This window comes from Comamonas testosteroni, from assembly GCF_030505195.1.
Lineage (GTDB): Bacteria > Pseudomonadota > Gammaproteobacteria > Burkholderiales > Burkholderiaceae_C > Comamonas > Comamonas testosteroni_G.
Genome location: NZ_CP129672.1, coordinates 3445803 through 3464994, shown reverse-complemented (window position 1 = coordinate 3464994; position 19192 = coordinate 3445803). Strand labels below are relative to the sequence as shown.

General features: G+C 61.8%; 17 protein-coding genes. All 17 read right to left on the bottom strand.

Annotated features, from left to right (window positions below; genetic code table 11):
- Window positions 1-16: 16 nt before the first annotated feature.
- Entirely contained in the window at window positions 17-946 is a 930-nt protein-coding gene (rsmH, locus tag QYQ99_RS15945) for a 16S rRNA (cytosine(1402)-N(4))-methyltransferase RsmH (protein WP_302089071.1), read from the bottom strand.
- A 9-nt stretch (window positions 947-955) separates the two neighbouring features.
- Complete coding sequence (mraZ, locus tag QYQ99_RS15940) at window positions 956-1384, bottom strand: division/cell wall cluster transcriptional repressor MraZ (protein ID WP_003051254.1); 429 nt, start codon at window positions 1382-1384, stop codon at window positions 956-958.
- Window positions 1385-1738: 354 nt separating this feature from the next.
- Window positions 1739-3058: an ATP-dependent protease ATPase subunit HslU gene (gene hslU, locus QYQ99_RS15935; protein WP_302089070.1), complete on the bottom strand. Its 1320-nt coding sequence runs from the start codon at window positions 3056-3058 to the stop codon at window positions 1739-1741.
- Between the two features lie 77 nt (window positions 3059-3135).
- Window positions 3136-3681, bottom strand: a complete 546-nt coding sequence (gene hslV / locus QYQ99_RS15930) for an ATP-dependent protease subunit HslV (protein WP_302089069.1) — start codon at window positions 3679-3681, stop codon at window positions 3136-3138.
- Window positions 3682-3827: 146 nt separating this feature from the next.
- The gene (locus tag QYQ99_RS15925) at window positions 3828-5555 is read right to left on the bottom strand and encodes an STAS domain-containing protein (RefSeq protein ID WP_302089068.1); all 1728 of its coding nucleotides are present in this window, start codon (window positions 5553-5555) and stop codon (window positions 3828-3830) included.
- A gap of 46 nt (window positions 5556-5601) precedes the next feature.
- Window positions 5602-6345: an RNA polymerase-binding protein DksA gene (gene dksA / locus QYQ99_RS15920; protein WP_302089067.1), complete on the bottom strand. Its 744-nt coding sequence runs from the start codon at window positions 6343-6345 to the stop codon at window positions 5602-5604.
- Window positions 6346-6599: 254 nt separating this feature from the next.
- Window positions 6600-7721, bottom strand: coding sequence for a CobW family GTP-binding protein (locus QYQ99_RS15915; protein WP_302089066.1), 1122 nt, complete (start codon window positions 7719-7721; stop codon window positions 6600-6602).
- Between the two features lie 210 nt (window positions 7722-7931).
- Entirely contained in the window at window positions 7932-8978 is a 1047-nt protein-coding gene (locus tag QYQ99_RS15910) for a tyrosine recombinase XerC (RefSeq protein ID WP_302089065.1), read from the bottom strand.
- A 24-nt stretch (window positions 8979-9002) separates the two neighbouring features.
- Window positions 9003-9716, bottom strand: a complete 714-nt coding sequence (locus QYQ99_RS15905) for a DUF484 family protein (RefSeq protein ID WP_302089064.1) — start codon at window positions 9714-9716, stop codon at window positions 9003-9005.
- Window positions 9713-10591 carry a diaminopimelate epimerase gene (gene dapF, locus QYQ99_RS15900; RefSeq protein ID WP_302089063.1) on the bottom strand — a complete coding sequence of 293 codons (879 nt, stop codon included), beginning with the start codon at window positions 10589-10591 and terminating at the stop codon, window positions 9713-9715. The genes QYQ99_RS15905 and dapF overlap by 4 nt, the downstream gene beginning before the upstream one ends.
- 50 nt (window positions 10592-10641) lie before the next feature.
- A complete protein-coding gene (locus tag QYQ99_RS15895; RefSeq protein ID WP_302089062.1) occupies window positions 10642-11202 on the bottom strand; it encodes a MarR family winged helix-turn-helix transcriptional regulator in 561 nt (186 codons plus the stop codon).
- A gap of 96 nt (window positions 11203-11298) precedes the next feature.
- The gene (locus QYQ99_RS15890) at window positions 11299-13062 is read right to left on the bottom strand and encodes an acyl-CoA dehydrogenase family protein (protein ID WP_302089061.1); all 1764 of its coding nucleotides are present in this window, start codon (window positions 13060-13062) and stop codon (window positions 11299-11301) included.
- A gap of 168 nt (window positions 13063-13230) precedes the next feature.
- Window positions 13231-14238 (bottom strand): Bug family tripartite tricarboxylate transporter substrate binding protein, encoded by a 1008-nt coding sequence (locus QYQ99_RS15885; protein ID WP_302089060.1) that lies wholly within the window; start codon window positions 14236-14238, stop codon window positions 13231-13233.
- 90 nt (window positions 14239-14328) lie between these two features.
- Complete coding sequence (locus QYQ99_RS15880) at window positions 14329-15336, bottom strand: Bug family tripartite tricarboxylate transporter substrate binding protein (RefSeq protein WP_302089059.1); 1008 nt, start codon at window positions 15334-15336, stop codon at window positions 14329-14331.
- 180 nt (window positions 15337-15516) lie between these two features.
- Complete coding sequence (locus QYQ99_RS15875; protein WP_302089058.1) at window positions 15517-16284, bottom strand: SDR family NAD(P)-dependent oxidoreductase; 768 nt, start codon at window positions 16282-16284, stop codon at window positions 15517-15519.
- Window positions 16285-16344: 60 nt separating this feature from the next.
- Complete coding sequence (locus QYQ99_RS15870; protein ID WP_302089057.1) at window positions 16345-18249, bottom strand: feruloyl-CoA synthase; 1905 nt, start codon at window positions 18247-18249, stop codon at window positions 16345-16347.
- A 38-nt stretch (window positions 18250-18287) separates the two neighbouring features.
- Complete coding sequence (locus QYQ99_RS15865; RefSeq protein WP_302089056.1) at window positions 18288-19070, bottom strand: crotonase/enoyl-CoA hydratase family protein; 783 nt, start codon at window positions 19068-19070, stop codon at window positions 18288-18290.
- Window positions 19071-19192 lie beyond the last annotated feature (122 nt).

The following is a 19192-nucleotide window of genomic DNA, read 5'->3' as shown; positions in this document are numbered from 1 at the left end:
GCGGCATGGCGATGCCTCATGCAGGCACCTCGGTGCGCTCGGCGACGCGCATCACGGCGGAGCGCGAGCGGGGATTGGCACCCACCTCGGCAGCACTGGGCTTGATGCGCTCTAGCGCCTTCAGACGCATGGGCGTGGGAGGCGCAAACGGTGCACGGCGGTCGTAAACCTCCTTGGAATGCTTGGCAATGAACTGCTTGACGATGCGATCTTCCAGCGAGTGGAAGCTGATCACGGCCAGACGGCCGCCGGGGGCCAGCACGCGCAGACTGGCTTCTAGCGCTTGCTCAAGCTCCTGAAGTTCGGCATTGATGAAAATCCGAAGAGCCTGGAAGGTCCGTGTTGCCGGGTTCTGCCCAGCCTCGCGGGTCTTGACCGCGCCAGCCACGAGTTGGGCCAGCTCGGCAGTGGTGCGTAATGGGCCCTGGCTTTCGCGCCGAGCAACAATCGCCTTTGCAATGGGGCCAGCAAACCGTTCTTCGCCGTAGTCACGTATCACCTCCGCAATCTGCTGCACTTCCGCATCTTCGAGCCACTCGGCCACGCTCTGGCCACGCGTGGTGTCCATGCGCATGTCGAGGGGGCCGTCAAAGCGAAAACTGAAGCCCCGGTCCGGGTTGTCGATCTGGGGCGAGCTCACCCCCAGGTCCATCAACACTCCCTGCACACTGCCTTCGGGCAGTTCGCCCAGATGGCGAAATCCTTCATGCCGAATCGAAAAACGCGCATCGGTGATGCGCGCCGCCTCAGCAATTGCGTCCGGGTCTTTGTCGAACGCGATCAAGCGCCCGTCCGGCCCCAGCCTTTGCAAAATGAGCCGGGAATGACCGCCTCGACCGAACGTCGCATCGACCCACTGGCCGGCTGGCGGCTCGGCGGTACCACCCAGCAAGGCATCCACGGCCTCGTCCAGCAAGACGGTGATATGTTGCAACGGCTGATTCACAAGCACTTCCTACAAAACAAAATCCTGGAAAGCCGCCGGCATCGGTTGCTGGCGCGCTTCCGCTTCGCGCATTTCATAAGTGGCCTTGTCCCAGACCTCGAAATGCGCCCCCATGCCCAGCATCAAGACCTCTTTGGTCAGACCTGTAGCCTCACGCAACTCGGGCGAAATCAGCAGCCGACCGGTTGCATCCATCTCCGCATCCATGGCGTTGCCCAGAAAAATCCGCTTCCACCACTGAGCCGTGATCGGCAGTTGCGCGACACGTTCGCGAAACTGCAGCCACTCGGGGCGCGGAAACAGCAACAGACAGCCATCGGGATGCTTGGTGAAAGTGACCTGCCCCTCCGCCAAGGACAAAAGGGCGTCACGATGCCGGGTCGGCACTGAGAGCCGCCCCTTTCCATCGAGATTCAGCGAAGACGCCCCTTGAAACACGGCAAGTTACTCCGGTCATCTGGAGCCGCTCGTTCCCCAAAAATGGGCGCGAGGGCAGCTTTCACCACTTAATTGCACTTTTTTGCACTGTATCAGCAATTTAAGGTGAATCCAAACCCGACGGGACAATTATTTGCAATGAAATCAAGCACTTAGAGAGAAAAAGAAAAGCCCTATTTTGAAAATATCTTTCCTTTACAAGCACTTAGCAAAGTCAATGCAAGTGGACTCTCATTAGTAGGCGTCAATTGCAACCATTCAATTCAATGGAAAGAACTGATTGAAGTCTCGACCTTCTCCTACAAATGCAAACTGCCCGCACAGGCGGGCAGCTCGCTTCAAGCGCTCGGTTCTTCAAAGAATGAAGCGCGACAGATCCTCATCCTTGCTCAGCACCTGCAGGCGCTGATCCACATAGGCTGCATCGATCACCACGGTCTGACCCGAAAGCTTGGCCGCATCGAAGCTGACCTCATCAAGCAGACGCTCCATCACTGTGGACAGACGCCGTGCACCGATGTTTTCGGTACTCTCGTTGACATCAAAGGCAATCGTAGCCAGACGCGTGATGCCCTCTGACTTGAACTCCAGAGTCACGCCTTCGGTCGCCAGCAGCGCCTGATATTGCTTGACCAGGGAGGCGTGAGTCTGCATCAGAATCGCCTCGAAGTCCTGTACCGACAGCGATTCCAGTTCCACGCGAATGGGAAAGCGCCCCTGCAGCTCGGGAATCAGATCGCTTGGCTTGGACAGATGGAAAGCACCCGAAGCGATGAACAGAATGTGGTCTGTCTTGACCACACCGTACTTGGTCGAGACGCTGGTGCCTTCGACCAAGGGCAGCAGGTCGCGCTGCACACCCTGACGCGATACATCGGAGCCACTGGTTTCCTGGCGCGTCGCCACCTTGTCGATTTCGTCGATGAAGACAATGCCGTTTTGCTCGGCATTGGCAATGGCGCGTGTCTTGACGTCCTCCTCATTGACCATCTTTGCCGCTTCCTCATCGGTCAGCAGCTTCAGGGCCTCGGCGATCTTGAGCTTGCGCGTCTTGCGCTTTTCCTGGCCCATATGGCTGAACATGCCGCGCAGCTGCTCGGCCATCTCTTCCATGCCCTGGGGGCCCATGATCTGCACCTGAGGCATCTGCTCGGCGATATCGATCTCGATCTCCTTGTCGTCAAGCTGACCTTCGCGCAACTTCTTGCGGAAAACCTGACGCGCCGTGTTGTCCGCCGGTACTTCGCCGGTGCGGGCCTGCGGGATCAGCACATCGAGAATGCGCTCCTCGGCAGCATCTTCGGCGCGGGCGCGCATCTTCTTCATGTCCGACTCGCGCGTCTGCTTGACGGCAACTTCGGCCAGATCGCGGATGATGGCGTCCACATCCTTGCCCACATAGCCCACTTCGGTGAACTTGGTCGCCTCGACCTTGATGAAGGGAGCATCGGCAAGTTTGGCCAGGCGGCGGGCGATCTCCGTCTTGCCCACACCCGTGGGGCCGATCATCAGAATGTTCTTCGGTGTGATTTCCTGGCGCAGGCCATCGGGCACCTGCTGGCGGCGCCAGCGATTGCGCAAGGCAATCGACACCGCGCGCTTGGCACCATGCTGGCCGACGATGTGCTTGTCCAGCTCGGAGACGATCTCCTGGGGAGTCATGGCAGAAGACATGTGAATTCTCAGTCAAATATGCCTCTAGCGCCCATCCATAAAGCGCCAGCAGCTATCAATTCGGATAGACGAGGTGCTTACAGCGTCTCGATCGTGTGATTCATATTGGTGTAGATGCACAGCTCGCCGGCAATCGCCAGAGACTTGCGCACCACATCCTCGGCCGACAGCTCGGTATGGTTGAGCAAGGCCTTGGCTGCGGAATGCGCATAGGCGCCGCCGGAGCCGATGGCCACGATGCCCTGCTCGGGCTCCAGAACGTCGCCATTGCCGGTGATGATGAGCGAGGTCGTCGCATCGGCCACGGCCAGCATGGCTTCGAGCTTGCGCAGCACACGGTCGGTACGCCACTCCTTGGTCAGCTCGATCGCGGCGCGGGTCAGGTTGCCCTGGTGTTTTTCCAGCTTGGCCTCGAAGCGCTCGAACAGCGTGAAGGCATCTGCTGTTGCCCCCGCAAAGCCCGCCAGCACCTTGCCGTGATAGATCTTGCGCACCTTGCGCGCCGTGCCCTTGATGACGATATTGCCCAATGTGACCTGACCATCACCGCCGATGGCGACTTGTACGCCCTCGGGAGTCTGGCGGCGCACGCTCAAAATGGTGGTGCCGTGAAACTGTTCCATCCGGAGCAGATGGGGGCAGGCAACATCGACCTCAAGGGGCCCTGAAAAATTAAATTTGCAGCGCTTGCTGTGGATAAGGCCTCAAGCGGCCCGACGCCCATCAGCGACACAGCCCCTTAGCGGAGGCGACATGGCCACTCTGGGAGCTAGTCCCGCCTTGGAATCACCTGGGCATGTTCCTGAATGCCCACAACATTGAAGAACACCGCCAGCAACTGGTGCAACTGACTGAACTGCAACACGTGACCCCGCTCCTGCATCTGCGCAGCCCAGTTCAGCACCGAGCCTGCGGCAGCAAAGTCCATGCGCGCCAGGCGCGAGCAGTCAATGGCAATGGCTTCGCCAAGCTTGGCCTTTTCCTGAACCTCGGAAAGCCAGGGCAATGCATCGCCGTCGATCACGCCTTGCAGCGCAAAGCGCGGCTGATGCTCCTTCCAGAGCATGCCGGGCTGAATCGTATCCGGCCCCAGCAGCCGGCTATCTTGGGCACGCAGGTTCTGTGCCTGCCCTTCATTCGAATACGCACAGACCGGATCATCCCACGAGGGTGGCGACAGCTCGTAGGTCACGCAATAGTCCAGCGCCGTCAACTCAAATTCGTCCTGCATACGCATCAGGCGCTGTATGGCCAGACGCAAGTACCACCAGTCCTGATCGACGGCGCGATCACCGGAAGGGGTGTGCTTGCTGAGCACGGCCTGCAATCTTTCATGACCGGCAAAAACCAGTGATCCCTTTTCGTCGGCCCATCGCTGTGCCGCATCCAGCAGCGGCTTCTTCACGCCGGGGTCGAGGCTTTCCAGAGCACTCCAGTCCATGACCGAGCTGCCGGCGCTGCGCGCCTTGCTGGCCAGCAGGGCCTTGAAACCAGCCTCATCCAAATGCACAGGAGCCTGCCAGCGAAAGCCGGTCTGCACTGCTGCGGCATCCGGTGCGGTTTCGCTGAGCCTGCCCGCCTGCTGCGGCATCACAAACCATTGCGGGGCCGAACGACCGAAGCGCGCCACAAAGTCCATGGCAGCGTCTTCAAACTGAGCCTGCATGCCTGCTGCGCGGTACATGTCCAGCAGTGCCAGCCAGACCTGCAGCTGTGCCGGCGTATCCTGAGCACGCTCGGCAATCAAGGCCTTGAGACTGCTCTCGGCGGCGACGCTGTCACCGCTGGCAAAGACAATCGCTGCATCCTCCAGCGCGGCATCATGCTCGAAGCGCGCAAAGGACGGCGGAACCATGTTGATATCGGTGGGAGCAGAGACCTCGGTTGTGGCAAACGCCGGCGAAAAGTCTGTCTCGCCACGCAGGCCCGGCAAAGCAACAGGATTGCCCTGCCGACCCGATTGCGGCAGCTCCAGATCGCTTGGCAACACATCCTGAAGCAAAGGCAGCGTGCTGATCGAAAGTGGCTGGTTTTTAAAACCCGAAGGCATGCTGCCACCGCCCTCGGGCAGCGGCAGCGGCATGGTGGCGGCATCGGCGGCCTGCTTGCCGCGCCACCATTGCTGGGCCATCTGCGCTTCGATCTCGTCGATCTTCTTGATGGTTTCTGCGCGCTCGCCCGGCACGGAGCTTTGGGCAGTGTGCAAAAAAGAGGAAGGCGCTAGTGGGGTCGGAGTCTCGAGTGGAGCCCTGGCAGTCACCGCGGTCTTGGAAAACTGAGCCTGACGCAGCTTGCGCAACTGGTCAAACTCGCGCTTTCGCACAAAGTCGTTCTGGCGCTTGCGCTCCAGCATGTCCTTGAGCGCCTGCTTGCTGTACTGGCTTTCTTCGCTTTCCTGGTTGAGATTCTCCAAATCGGACCAATTCACCGTCGGGTGGCGCACAAAACGCACCACCTTGGACAGCAACCCTCCCGACTTGTTTTCTTCTTTTGCCATGATCCTCTACTTTGCCGCCTGCAGCCCCGCCAACGCCTGACGCAGATCAATCGCCGTACATCTTCTGCTTGAGCTCACGACGCTGCTGAGCTTCCAGCGACAGTGTAGCCGTCGGGCGAGCCAACAGCCGTCCCACACCGATGGGCTCACCGGTTTCGTCGCAGTAGCCGTAGTCACCGGCATCAATGCGGGCAATGGACTGATCGATCTTCTTGAGCAGCTTGCGCTCACGGTCGCGGGTGCGCAGCTCGAGAGCGTGCTCTTCCTCTATGGTGGCACGATCGGCAGGATCGGGCACCACGACGGTGTCTTCACGCAGGTTTTCCGCAGTCTCGCCCGCATTCACATGCATATCGTTCTTGAGCGCGACCAGCTTGCGACGGAAATAGGCCAGCTGGGCGTCGTTCATGTAATCGTCATCAGACATGGCCAGCACTTCAGCATCGGTCAGCTCCTCTACCGACTTGGTCTTCCAGGCGTTGGCCAGCTTGGGATCTTTCTTGGGCACAGCTTGCTTTGTGTTGGTCATTGCTTTCGTATCTCTCATGGTTGCCGCAGCCTTGACTGCCGAAGCTGCCAGGGGCGGAACATCTGTTTCAGGCTGCCGCGCTGGAGGCGATGCAGAACGCTTGGATCTGGACGATTTGGAAGATTCCCCCGCTGCTGCAGATACCAGCACCGGGTTGTCCAACGCAGCGTCCACCAAAGAGGTCTCGACGCTGCGGGGGTGCACAGCCGCTGCCGCAGCGTTGGCTGCAGCCTTGGGCAGATTACTTTTCACAGCAGTCACGTCCTGTCTCCTTACAGTACAGAGCCCTTGCAGGGCCGGATTGCTCCAACACCCTCTTTAGGGCCGGCATTGTAGCCACGCCAGTCGCCCCAGCCCGACTCCGTTGCACATACCCCACAATTTGCAACAAAGCCTGCGCCTGTTTCAGTCAGTTTGCGAGAAATAACAGACAAACAAAACGGCCTGCTTGGCAGGCCGTCAGTCATTGTCAGCAAACCGTTAGCTTTCGCCGAAACAGCTGCCAAAGCCAGGGTTTACACCAGGCATTGATCCAGTCCCTGGCGAAGAATGTCCTGCGGCAGATCGATACCGATGAAGACCATTTTGCTGACTCGCTTTTCATCGGCTTCCCACTCGGGGCCCAGATCGCTGCCCATGAGCTGGTGCACGCCCTGGAAGATGACCTTGCGGCTGGTGCCCTTCATGTCGAGCACGCCCTTGTAGCGCAGCATCTTGGGGCCGTAGATATTGACGATGGCGCCCAGGAAGTCTTCCAGCTTGGCCGGGTCGAACGCGCGATCGGCCCGGTAGACAAAGCTCTTCACATCATCGTCGTGATGATGGTGATGTGGGTGATTGCAGTGCTCGCCGTGCTCGTGGTCATGGTGGTCGTGGCCACAATGCTCGTCATGCTGGTGTCCATGGTCATGATCGTGTTCGCATTGGCCATGGTCATGGTCGCAAGCGCTGTGGTCGTGATGATCGTGGTCGTGATCATCTTCCTTGAGGAAATCGGGGTCGATGTCCAGCTTGGCGTTCAGGTTGAAGCCACGCAGATCGAGCACTTCGGACAGGGGCACATCGCCAAAATGAACGGCACGGATGGGCGCACGAGGGTTCATGTGCTTGAGGCGATGGATCAGCGCCTCCTTTTCCGCATCCGTTACCAGGTCGGTCTTGGACAGGAACATCTGGTCGGCAAAGCCCACCTGACGGCGCGCTTCCTGGCGGTCGTCGAGTTGTTGATTGGCATGCTTGGCATCCACCAATGTGATGATGGAGTCGATCAGATAGGTCTCGGCGATCTCGTCATCCATGAAGAAGGTCTGGGCCACGGGGCCGGGGTCTGCCAGGCCGGTGGTCTCGATGACGATACGGTCGAAGTCCACCTGTCCCTTGCGGCGCTTGGCGGCCAGCAACTGCAAAGCCTCACGCAGGTCTTCGCGGATGGTGCAGCAGATGCAGCCGTTGCTCATCTGCAGAATCTGTTCTTTGGATTCGGTCTTGAGAATGTCGGTGTCGATGTTCTCCTCGCCGAACTCGTTCTCGATCACGGCAATCTTCATGCCGTGGGATTCGTGCAGCACGCGCTTGAGCAGCGTGGTTTTGCCCGAGCCCAGAAAGCCCGTGAGGATGGTGACTGGAATGAGAGCCATGCGTTAAAACCTCTTGCTGCGGCCAGCCGCCACATGCGGCTGTCCAAAAAACACGGGCAGCGCATCCCTATGCGCGCTCCGGTGATGACAGCTGGGGAGTGTAGCGGCGCTTTCAAGCGCGCATGGACAGCAGGGACGGTAGAAATTTCAGCAAAAATCCTTCGCCATCACATATTCAACAATCACTTCACGCTATCAAATCAGGACTCTTCAGTCTTGCTCTTCGTCGTCCGGCGTGCCCAAGGGAGCGGGCATCTCGCCGACACTGCGGCGCTGCGCACGCGGATGGGATTTTTCATAAGCCTGGGCCAGATGCTGAAAATCCAGCCGCGTATATATCTGTGTAGTGGCAATGCTGGAATGGCCGAGCAGCTCCTGCACGGCACGCAGATCGCCACTGGACTGCAGCATATGGCTGGCAAAGGAGTGACGCAGCACATGCGGGTGCACGCCAGTCGCAAGCCCCGCTTGCTGGCCTCGCTGCTTGAGACGTGACCAGACCGACTGGGCGCTGAGCCGCTCGCCCCGGCGGCCGACGAACAAGGCCGCTTCGTCCTGTGCCTTGAGCTGTGCAGCGCCGGTCAGCGCGCTGCTGCGCAGCGCCAGCCAGCGCTGCAAGGCCTGGGTCGCCATGCGCCCCACGGGCACGATGCGGCGCTTGCTGCCCTTGCCTTGAACATGGGCATCGCCCGCCGCCAGATCAATCCAGCCCCGGCCTTCATGCCGGCTATGCTGGTCGGGGCGCAGATCCAGCCCCACCAGCTCGGCCACACGCAGGCCACAGCTGTAGAGCAGCTCGGTCATGGCGACGTCACGCGCCTCTATCCACGGATCGGCCTCGGGGTTCTGAAAACTGGCCAATTGCACGGCGTCGTCCACTGCCAGAGCCTTGGGAAGAGGCTTGGCAGCCTTGGGGCCGCGCACGCCCTCCACGGGGTTGAAAGGTACCAGCTCGCGCTGGGCCGCCCAGCGAAAGAAGCTGCGCCAGCCCGAAAGAATCAGCGCGATGCCGCGTGCACTGCGGCCCGCGCCATGCATTTGCGCAGCAAAGCGGCGGATATGCGAGGGTTGCAGCGTCAAAAGCTCCTGGGCTGCCGCCTGCGCAAAGCTCTGCAGCTTGATCAGGTCCAGCGCATACAGCGTATGCGTGCGCTCGGCCAGGCGCTTTTGCACACGCACATGCTCCAGATAGCTGTGGACAACTTCCGGAAGCTGCGCGTACTGCTCCTCAAAAGAGGGCTGCTCGCGCTCTTGCATCAATCTCTACACCCTTTTGCAGCTTCAGCCGTGCGCCAGCGTCAGCGCAGGAGCGCGCATGCGCGAGAGCGAGGCACTGGCCAGCTCGGAGATGCGTGAAAGGAATTCAAGACCCATGGTGGCATCGAAGCGCAGCGGGTCGGGCGAGCCCAGCACCAGCATGCCAAAGGCGTTGGAAGTGCTGTCCATGGCACCGTCATGCAGGGTCAGCAGCGCCACCGACTGCACCGCATTGGGGTTTGGCAGCCAGGTCACGGGCTCGAAACCCATATTGGGGCCGCAGAACGGCATGGTCAGCGACGAGGCGAAGGCCTTGGCATCATCGCTCACGCCCATGGTGTAGACGGTGCCGCTGTGCGCGCCCGCCACATTCCAAAGACGCAGCGCGACCTGGGGTACATCAAACGTGTGCTGCAGGCTGGCGGTGAGCGCATGGGGCAGCTCGCGCAGGTCCTGCACCTTGACCAAGGCATGGGTCCACTGGTGAATCTTGTTGGCGATGGAGGCGTTCTCGCTGCCATGGCGCACCATGTCCATGATGCGATGCTCCAGACCCTTGATCTTTTCGCGCAGCATCTCGGCCTGACGTTCCTGCAGGCTGACGGCACGTGGGCCATGGCCGCTGATCAAACGCACGCCCGTCAGCATCTCGGCGTGGCGCTCGAAGAAATCGGGGTTTTCCTGGAGGTAGTCGGTAATCGACTCTTCGGTCATGGCGGTATCGGTCAAGCTGTTCATAAGGTATCAGGTATGTCGATCTGGCCTTCAAAAACAAATTCGGCAGGGCCTGTCATGCGCACGCGATCCTGCGCACCGCCAGCCCATTCAATGGTCAGCAGACCGCCACGGGTATGCACATCGACGCGCTGGTCGAGCAGGCCCCAGCCAATGCCGGCCACTACGGCGGCGCAGGCCCCCGTGCCGCAGGCCAGGGTCTCGCCAGCACCGCGCTCATAGACGCGCAAGCGGACTTCACCACGGTTGAGGATCTGCATGAAGCCGGCGTTCACACGCTGAGGAAAACGGGCATGGTTCTCGATCAACGGGCCGTGCAACTCCACCAAAGCGGCATTCACATCGTCCACCAGTTGCACCGCATGCGGGTTGCCCATGGAAACGGGCGCTATCCAGACTGTAGCTGGCTGCAAAGGTGTATCAATCGTCAGAGGCCATTTTTGTGCTGACCCCAAGGCTTCTGGCTCCAGACCGTCGGTCGTGAACGGCACCTTGGCCGGATCCCGCTGAGGCGCACCCATATCGACCGTGACGCGGCCATTGCCATGAATTTCGGGGGCGATGACGCCCGAGAGGGTCTGTACTCGGATCACGCTCTTGTCGGTCAGCCCCTTGTCATGCACATAGCGCGCAAAACAGCGTGCGCCGTTTCCGCACTGCTCGACCTCGCCACCATCGGCGTTGTGGATGACATATTCAAAGTCAACGCCCTCTGCGGGTGCCGGGCGCACCGTCAGGATCTGGTCGGCGCCCACGCCAAAGTGACGATTGGCCAGGTAGCGGTACTGGGCGGCGCTCAAGCCCAGACGAGCCTGGGTTTCGTCGAGCACGACAAAGTCGTTGCCCGCGCCTTGCATCTTGGTAAAGCGAATCTGCATGATGCCGCACATTATCGCGCCGGGCGCAGGATCTGCGCCATGCCATGGGATCAGCGGTACAGCTTTTGCAACAACGCCATGAGCTGCACCTGCTCGGCAGCACTCAGATGCGCGATGGAGCGGGCCTCGCTGCTCTTGAGTTCGGGCTCGGCCGTCTCCACCAGATCGCCCCCTGCGGCGGTCAGGTACAGACCCGTGGCGCGGCCGTCTCGCGGGTGCGGACGCCGCTCCACAAAGCCGCGCTTGCCCAGCGCATCGATCATGCCCACCATATTTGGTGGCAGCACGGCCAGTTGCTGACAGAGCTGACGCGAGGTGATGCCCGGATTGCTGCCCACCAGCGACAGCACGGAAAACTCGACAATCTTGAGGTCATAACGTTCCATGCAGCTCATGAAAACCCCCACCAGAGCGAGCGAGGCGCGCCTGGCGTTGTAGCCCAGCAGCGACTCCAGAAAGCTGGCATTGACCTGATCGACGGCAAAAACTTCGGCACTGTCCCTGGGCTCCTGCCCCGAGCCCGGGAGGTCCGAGCCGGCCTCTTTGGAGCGCGTTCCGCGCAAAGAGCGTGCAGGTTTGGAATCTGGTTCAGCAGTCTTGTGAGCGAGCATTGGCGATGTCAACTTCGAAGGCAAAAGAGCAATCCAGGAGCGCGATGAAAAGACTGCAATTGTGCCGGTATTGCTCGCATCTTGCAGCCATTTAGATCAATGCGCGGAGGTGAACAGCTGGTTGCCGTGCACGACGGAAGCCTGCGCCCACTGCGCCTTCATCAGAGTCAGACGCCAGTCCATTTCAGGCAATATGCGCTGCTGCACCTGCTTGCAGGGGCCTCGCCAGCGCTCACTATCCCCCCCTGCTGTGGCAGCAATACGCGCCCACGCCCAGCCCAGCAGCACCACGGCCACGCAGCGCAGATAGTCGTCGGCCACGCGCCAGGCCAGGGTGTCATCTTCCTTCCAGGCCTGCGCCAGCACCGTGGTGAAGTAGCGCAGTTGGGCCAGGCAGCGCAGCACTTCTGCATCCAAAGCCCGCCCGGCATCAAGGCTGCTGCGCAACGTCAGCAGCCATTGCCCCATGGCCTGCCCCCCGTCCGGCAGCACCTTGCGCACCAGCAGGTCAATGGCCTGAATTTCATTCGTGCCTTCGTAAATCATGGCCACGCGCGAATCACGCACGATCTGCTCTATGCCCCACTCGCGGATATAGCCGTGGCCGCCGAATACCTGCAGGCAGGCGCTGGAGCCCTCGAACGCCTGCTGGGTCCAGGCCGCCTTGAGCACGGGCGTGATCAGACTGCACCACTGCTGGGCCAGATCACGCTCACGGGCGCTTTCGGCATGTCGCGTCATATCGAGATAAATACCGGTCTGGTAGGCGAGCACACGCCCGCCATCCACCCAGGCACGCTGGAGATCGAGCGTGCGGCGAATGGCCGGATGCTCGATGATCAAATCTGCTGCATCGCCAGCGCCACGCGAGGCAGGCACCGTCCCTGGCGCGCGCATCTGGCGGCGTTCCAGCGCATAGGCATGGGCCTTCTGCCACGCCGCATCCAGCAAACCTATGCCCTGCAGCGCCACGTGCAGGCGCGCGGCATTCATCATGACGAACATGGCGTTCAGGCCCGCTCCGGGCTGACCGATCAGCCAGCCGGCAGCCGCATCAAAACGCATCACGCAGGTAGGGCTGCCATGCAGGCCCATTTTTTCCTCGATGCGCTCGCAGACCACGCTGTTGCGCTCGCCATCTGGCAATAGCTTGGGCACAAGAAAAAGCGACAAACCCTTGGGCCCTGCAGGAGCCCCCGGCAGACGCGCCAGCACCAGATGCACGATGTTGTCGGTCAGATCATGCTCGCCGCCCGAAATGAAAATCTTGCTGCCGCTGATCTCGAAGCGCTCGCCCAGCTCGGATTCGCCCGCCGGCACGGCCTGCGTGCGCACCTGCCCCAGGTCGCTGCCCGCATGGGCCTCCGTCAGGCACATGGTTGCCAGCCATTCGCCGCTGGCCACCTTGGGCAGATAGGCACTCTTCAAGGCCTCGCTGCCATGGTGCTTGAGGCACTCATAAGCGCCGTGCAGCAAGCCCGGAGCCATGGTCCACCCATGGTTGGCGGCGCTCAGCCATTCATAGAGCACGCCTTCCAGCACCCAGGGCAGGCCCTGGCCGCCGTCCTCCTCGGCACAGGCCAGCGCAGGCCAGCCGGCCTGCCAGAAGTCCTGATATGCCTGGGCAAATCCAGGCGGCGTGGTGACCTTGCCCGCTGCAAACTGCACGCCGACCTCATCGCCTTCGCGCGACAGCGGCGCCACCACCTCGCCCACCCACTTGCCGGACTCCTCCAGCACTTGCTGCATCAGCCCCCGGTCCGTTGCCGCATGCGCCGGCAGGCGCTGCAACTGCTCATCGGCCTTGAGCACATCGAAAAGAAGAAAAGCGTTATCGGCGCTGGCGGGCAAATAGGACATACAAAACCGGCTGCCAAGCAGCAAATGAAAATCTCTAAAGGCTGCCCCATTCATGCCGAAGCGCGGCCCAAGCCAGCGATGCCAAGCCAGGGCCGCCCCGCAGCGAGGGCATCGTCCCCCTCCCGCGCAGCGAGAGAGGGGCAAGCCGCAAAGCGGCTCAGGGGGTGATCAGGTATCAGCCGTAAAGCCGATCTGCTTGACCAGCGGCCCCCAGCGCTCGAACTCGGCCTGCTGCGAACGGGCCATCTCCTCGGGCGTGGAGCTGGTGGCAATCAGGCCGACCACACCCACGCTTTCCTTGAGAGCCTCGCTCTTGAGCGCTGCCGCGATGGCCGCATGGGCGCGTGCACGCACCTCGGCGGGCGTCTTGGCATTGGCATAGAAGCCAAACCACTCCTCGGCCGTCAGATCGGCAAAGCCCTGCTCGGCAAACGTGGGCACATTGGGCAGATAGGGATTGCGCTGGGGGCCGCTGGTGGCCAGCACGCGCAGCTTGCCGGCCTTGTAGTAGCTCAGGAAGTCGCCGCTGGGGCCCATCACGGCAGCAATCTGACCACCGGCCAGGTCGGACACGGCAGGCGCCGTGCCGCGATAAGGCACATGGCTGAGCTTGATGCCCGAACGCAGGCTGAGCAAGGAGCCGATCAGATGCGGCTGGGTGCCTGCTCCCGGGCTGCCGAAGCTGGCCTTATCGGGGTTGTTCTTGCACCAGGCCAGAAAGTCCTTGAGCGTCTTGACCTCGGCCGGCACGGCAGGGCCGACCGCCAGCCCGTGGTGCATGATGGCCCCAATCGAAATTGGCTCGAAATCCTTGGCCTGATAGGTCAGCTTGCTATAGATATGGGGATAGATGGAGAAGGCCGAGACCTGCGACAGCACGATGACCGAGCCGTCCCCCACGGAGTTGCGCAGATTCTCCAGCGCGATGCGGCCACCGGCACCAGGCTTGTTTTCCACCACGCCCATGTTCTTGGAGTAGCTGGTGCCACCGATCTTTTCGGCCACGCGGCGCGCCACCGAGTCCCCGGCGCTGCCTGCAGGAAAGCCGTACAGAATGCGCACCTGCTCCAGCGGCCCGCTGCCCTGGGCATAAGCACTGCGGCCGGCGATGCCGCCGAAGGCGGCCAGCGCTGCGCCAGCGCCCAGGCCTTTGACGAAATTGCGACGATCTTGCATGTTTGTCTCCTTTATTGTTCGATCGCTATGTGCAGGCTTGAGCCTGTCTGAAAAATCCCAGCTCGAATGCTATTCGATACCAAGGGGTCATCAGGAGTCGCCCGTAAAACCGATCTGCTTGACCAGAGGCCCCCAGCGCTCGAACTCGGCCTGCTGCGAACGGGCCATCTCTTCGGGCGTGGAGCTGGTGGCAATCAGGCCCACCACACCCAGGCTTTCCTTGAGTGCCTCGCTCTTGAGCGCCGCCGTAATCGCCGCATGGGCGCGTGCACGCACCTCGGCCGGTGTCCTGGCATTGGCGTAGAAGCCGAACCACTCCTCGGCCGTCAGATCGGCAAAGCCCTGCTCGGCAAACGTCGGAACATTGGGCAGATAGGGATTGCGCTGGGGGCCGCTGGTGGCCAGCACGCGCAGCTTGCCGGCCTTGTAATAGCTCAGATAGTCGCCGCAAGGCCCCATGATGGCGGCGATCTGTCCGCCCACCACATCCGAGACACCGGGCGCCATGCCGCGATAAGGCGCATGGCTGAGCTTGATGCCCGAACGCAGGCTCAGCAATGCCCCCAGCAGATGCGGCTGGCTGCCGGCACCGGGGCTGCCGAAGCTGGCCTTGTCGGGGTTGTTCTTGCACCAGGCCAGAAAGTCCTTGAGCGTCTTGACCTCGGTCGGCACGGCGGGGCCGACCGCCAGTCCGTGGTGCATGATGGCGCCGATGGAGATCGGCTCGAAATCCTTGGCCTGATAGGTCAGCTTGCTATAGATATGCGGGTAGATGGAGAAGGCCGAAACCTGGGAAAGCGCAATCACCGAGCCATCCCCCACGGAGTTGCGCAGGCTCTCCAGCGCGATGCGGCCACCAGCGCCGGGCTTGTTTTCCACCACCCCCATATTTTTGGTGTAGCTGCTGCTGCCCATTTTTTCGGCCACCCGGCGAGCCACCGAGTCCCCGGCGCTGCCTGCGGGGAAGCCGTAAAGAATGCGCACCTGCTCCAGCGGGCCACTGCCCTGAGCATAAGCACTGCGACCGGCGATGCCACCGAATGCGGCCAGCGCGGCACCAGCGCCCAGACCTTTGACGAAATTGCGACGACCTTGCATGACTTGTCTCCTGCTTGAAATACGGACTCTTCGGTCCTGTGGAATCAATACCTGTCTCAATCTTTGGCACTGAGCTGGCTCTGGCACTCTCCAAGCCAGAGACATCGAGCAAGGGCAGCCCCGCAGCGATGGTGTCGTCCCCCTTGGGGGAAGGCGCAAAGTGCCTCAGGGGGGTAACACTTACCTAGGCGCCATGCGCAGCGCTCCATCCAGGCGAATCACCTCGCCATTGAGATGATCGTTGTGCACGATATGCACGGCCAGATCGGCAAACTCCGAAGGCTTGCCCAGGCGCGAAGGAAAGGGAATGGAGGCCGCCAGCGATTGCTGCACGGGCTCGGGCAGCTCCTTCATCAACGGTGTGGCGAACAGGCCTGGTGCCACGGTGCAGACACGAATGCCGTGCTGGGCCAGATCACGCGCCATGGGCAGCGTCATGCCGACCAGTCCGCCCTTGGATGCGCTGTAGGCCTGCTGCCCCACCTGGCCATCGAAGGCGGCCACCGAGGCCGTATAGAGAATCACGCCGCGCGCGCCATCCTCCAGCGCCTCCAGCCTGGCGCAGCGTGCGGCAAACAGCCGCGTCATGTTGTAGCTGCCGACAAGGTTGACGCGGATCACGCGCTCAAAGTCTTGCAGCGGCGCAGGCTCGCCGTCGCGGCCGATCACGCGCTTGGCCGTGCCGATACCGGCGACGTTCATGAGAATGCGCGCATCCGATCCCCATTGCTCGCGAACCGCATCGAGCGCCGCCGTGACGCTGGCCTCATCGCAGATATCGCACTCCTGCGCCAGTGCGCCAATCTCGGCGGCCACTGCACGGGCCTTGTCGATCTGGCGATCCAGCACGGCAACCCTGGCCCCTGCGGCAGCCAGCGCACGCGCCGTGGCTTCGCCGAGGCCGGAGGCTCCTCCGGTCACGATGGCAATCTGATCCTGAACTTGCATATCACTATCCTTTTCAAAGCTGCTTGCGCTGTCTGTTATCAGGCCCAAGCCTTTTGCGGCTCAGAGTTTGGGCTTCAGGATCAGGGCCAGCGTCTCGTCATACAGGCCGCTCACCACATCGGCGCGATGCTGTAGCACGGCACGCTGGTTGATGGAGCCCTTGTCCGTGACTTCACCCAGATCCAGCGAAGGCGGCTTGATCGCCGCCACCGCCCGCGCAATGCGGGTGGCACTGCCGGTCGCCGTCTGTGCCAGCTGATTCAGAACCGTCTGCAAATGCTGCTGCACGGGTTCGCTGTGCATGATCTGCTCCAGCGTCGCTCCCGCTTCCAGGCCGCTTAAGGCTGCACAGGCAGGGGTTCCGAAAACGATGGCACCGACCTCCTTGCGATCCAGGCCGGTCAGCACCACGTCCTGGATATAGGGCGCACCTGCATGGATGATCTTGGCGCGCAGCGGCCCCACATTGACGAAAGTGCCGGTAGCCAGCTTGAAGTCTTCGGCAATGCGGCCATCAAAGCGAAGGCCCTGGTTTCTATCCTGCGGGTCGCGCCACTGCACGGCGTCGCCGGTGCGGAAAAACCCCTCCTCGTCGAACGCCTCGGCCGTCGCCTCGGGCGCACGCCAGTAACCGGGCGTGACGTTCGGGCCTCGGTAGCGAACCTCCAGCTTGCCGTCCACAGGCGCCAGCTTGAGCTCCAGACCCGGCACCGGTACACCCAGGTCTCCGGAGCGCACATCGGGACGATTGATGAACAGCGCTGAAGGCGAGGATTCGGTCATGCCCAGGCCGGTTCCCATCACGATGCGCTCGCCGCACTCGGACTCCTGCGTGCGGTGCAGGCTATCCCAGACGGGCTGGGCCAAAGAGGCGCCCGCATAGAAGAACATCTTGACGCGCTTGAGCAGCGTGCTGCGCAGTTGCGCATCGCTCTCCATGGCGCGGGCAATGTATTCAAAGCCCGTGGGAACGTTGAAATACACGGTGGGAGAGATCTCCCGCAGATTGCGCAGCGTCTCGGCAATGCCCGTCGCCGTAGGCTTGCCTTCATCGATATAGACCGTGCCGCCGTGATAGAGCGCGAGGCCGATGTTCTTGTTGCCGCCAAAAGTGTGATTCCAGGGCAGCCAGTCCACCAGCACGGGCGGGCCTTTGACCATATCGGGCATGGTCTGGGCAATTTGCTGCTGGTTGGCGCACCACATTTTGTGGTTGTTGATCACGGCCTTGGGCAGCTTGGTCGAGCCCGAGGTGAACAGGAACTTGGTGATGGTGTCGGGTCCGGTGGCCTGCATGGCGGCATCCACCGCAGCGGTGGGCTCGGTCGCCAGCAAGTCGGCAAACAAGGTGCAGCTCTGGGCATCGACGGCCGGCTTGCGGTACACCACCTCACAGCCCTCGGGCAGCACGGCGCGTACCGCCTTGTCATAGCGCACCGCATCGGCCGCGAAGATCAGACCGGGCGTGAGCGTCTCGACCACATGGCGCAGCTTGGCGTAATCGGTGCTGACCAGCGAATAGGCCGTGGAGACCGAGCAATAGGGAACGCCCGCATACAGGCAGCCCATGGCCAGCATGGCATGGTCCAGGTCGTTCTCGCTGAGGATGATGACGGGACGCTCTGCCGAGAGCTTTCTGTCCACCAGTGCCTGCGCAATGGCCCGCGCCGCTGCCAGCGTCTGGGCATAGCTGATGCGTTGCCAGTCTGCCGTGCTGCCGTCGGCCAGTCGCTCGCGCTGGGCGATGAAGGTCTGCTGCGGCGTGGTCTGCGCCCAGTGCACCAGCTTGTCGGTCATGCGCGCCGCATGCCCTGCCAGCTCCTGGTCGGAGCGCACGTAGAACGTGCCGTTGCCCGCTTCAGCGACGCGGATGCTACGCACGCCGAACTCCAGCTTGCGGTAGCGGGGTCTGCCCCCCTCTGCCACCTGGCCCAGGGCCTGCATGGCTGTGTCTGTCTCCTGCATTGTCTTTGTCTCCACAGCGTTGTTTTTTGAGGTTGCTTTCAGTCCTTGCTGACCTTGGCTGCCCGCCCGGACAGGAATTCCTGCAAACGGAACTTGGCTTCCGGCGCACTCTGCGCCACGGCGGCCATCAGAGCTTCTGTCATCAGCCCCTGATCGGCGGGCTGATCGGCAATCCGGGGCAACGCGTGCATCAGCGCGTAATTGGTCATGGGGGCGTTTTCGGCAATGCGCAGCGCCAGCTCCACGGCCTTGTCCAATGCATGTCCTTCGGGCACCAGATATTGCGACAGGCCAATGCGCTCACCCTCTTCGGCCTTGTACACACGGCCGGTGAACATCATGTCGGCCATGCGTGCGGCTCCGATCAGGCGCGGGATGCGCACCGAGCCGCCGCCACCCACGAAAATGCCGCGCGAACCTTCGGGCAAGGCATAGAAGGTGCTGCTGTCGGCCACACGGATATGGCAGGCGCTGGCCAGCTCCAGGCCGCCGCCCACCACGGCACCATGCAGGGCAGCGACAACGGGCACCGGGCCGAACTGCACCTGGCGCAGCGCCTCATGCCACATGCGCGAATGCAAAACGCCCTGGGCCGCATCGCGCTCGCTGAGCTCGCTCAGATCCAGGCCGGCGCAGAAATGCGGTCCATCGCCATCCACCACGGCCGCGCGCACACTGGCGGGCAGATTCATGAATACATCGCGCAGACCCAGCACCAGGCCATCGGACAAGGCGTTGCGCTTTGCGGCACGCATCAGGCGAATGACGGCAACCTGTTCGGCTTCGCCACGGAACTCAACTGCAATTTCTTTATGAGTCATAACCATTCCTTTTGCCACATTATTGTTATTTCAAATAACTAAATGCAAGACATCCCCGGACATTTGCTCTCAGTGCTTTCCCCGATTCGGGTGCTGTAGCGCACAACTAGTCCGGGCGTGAC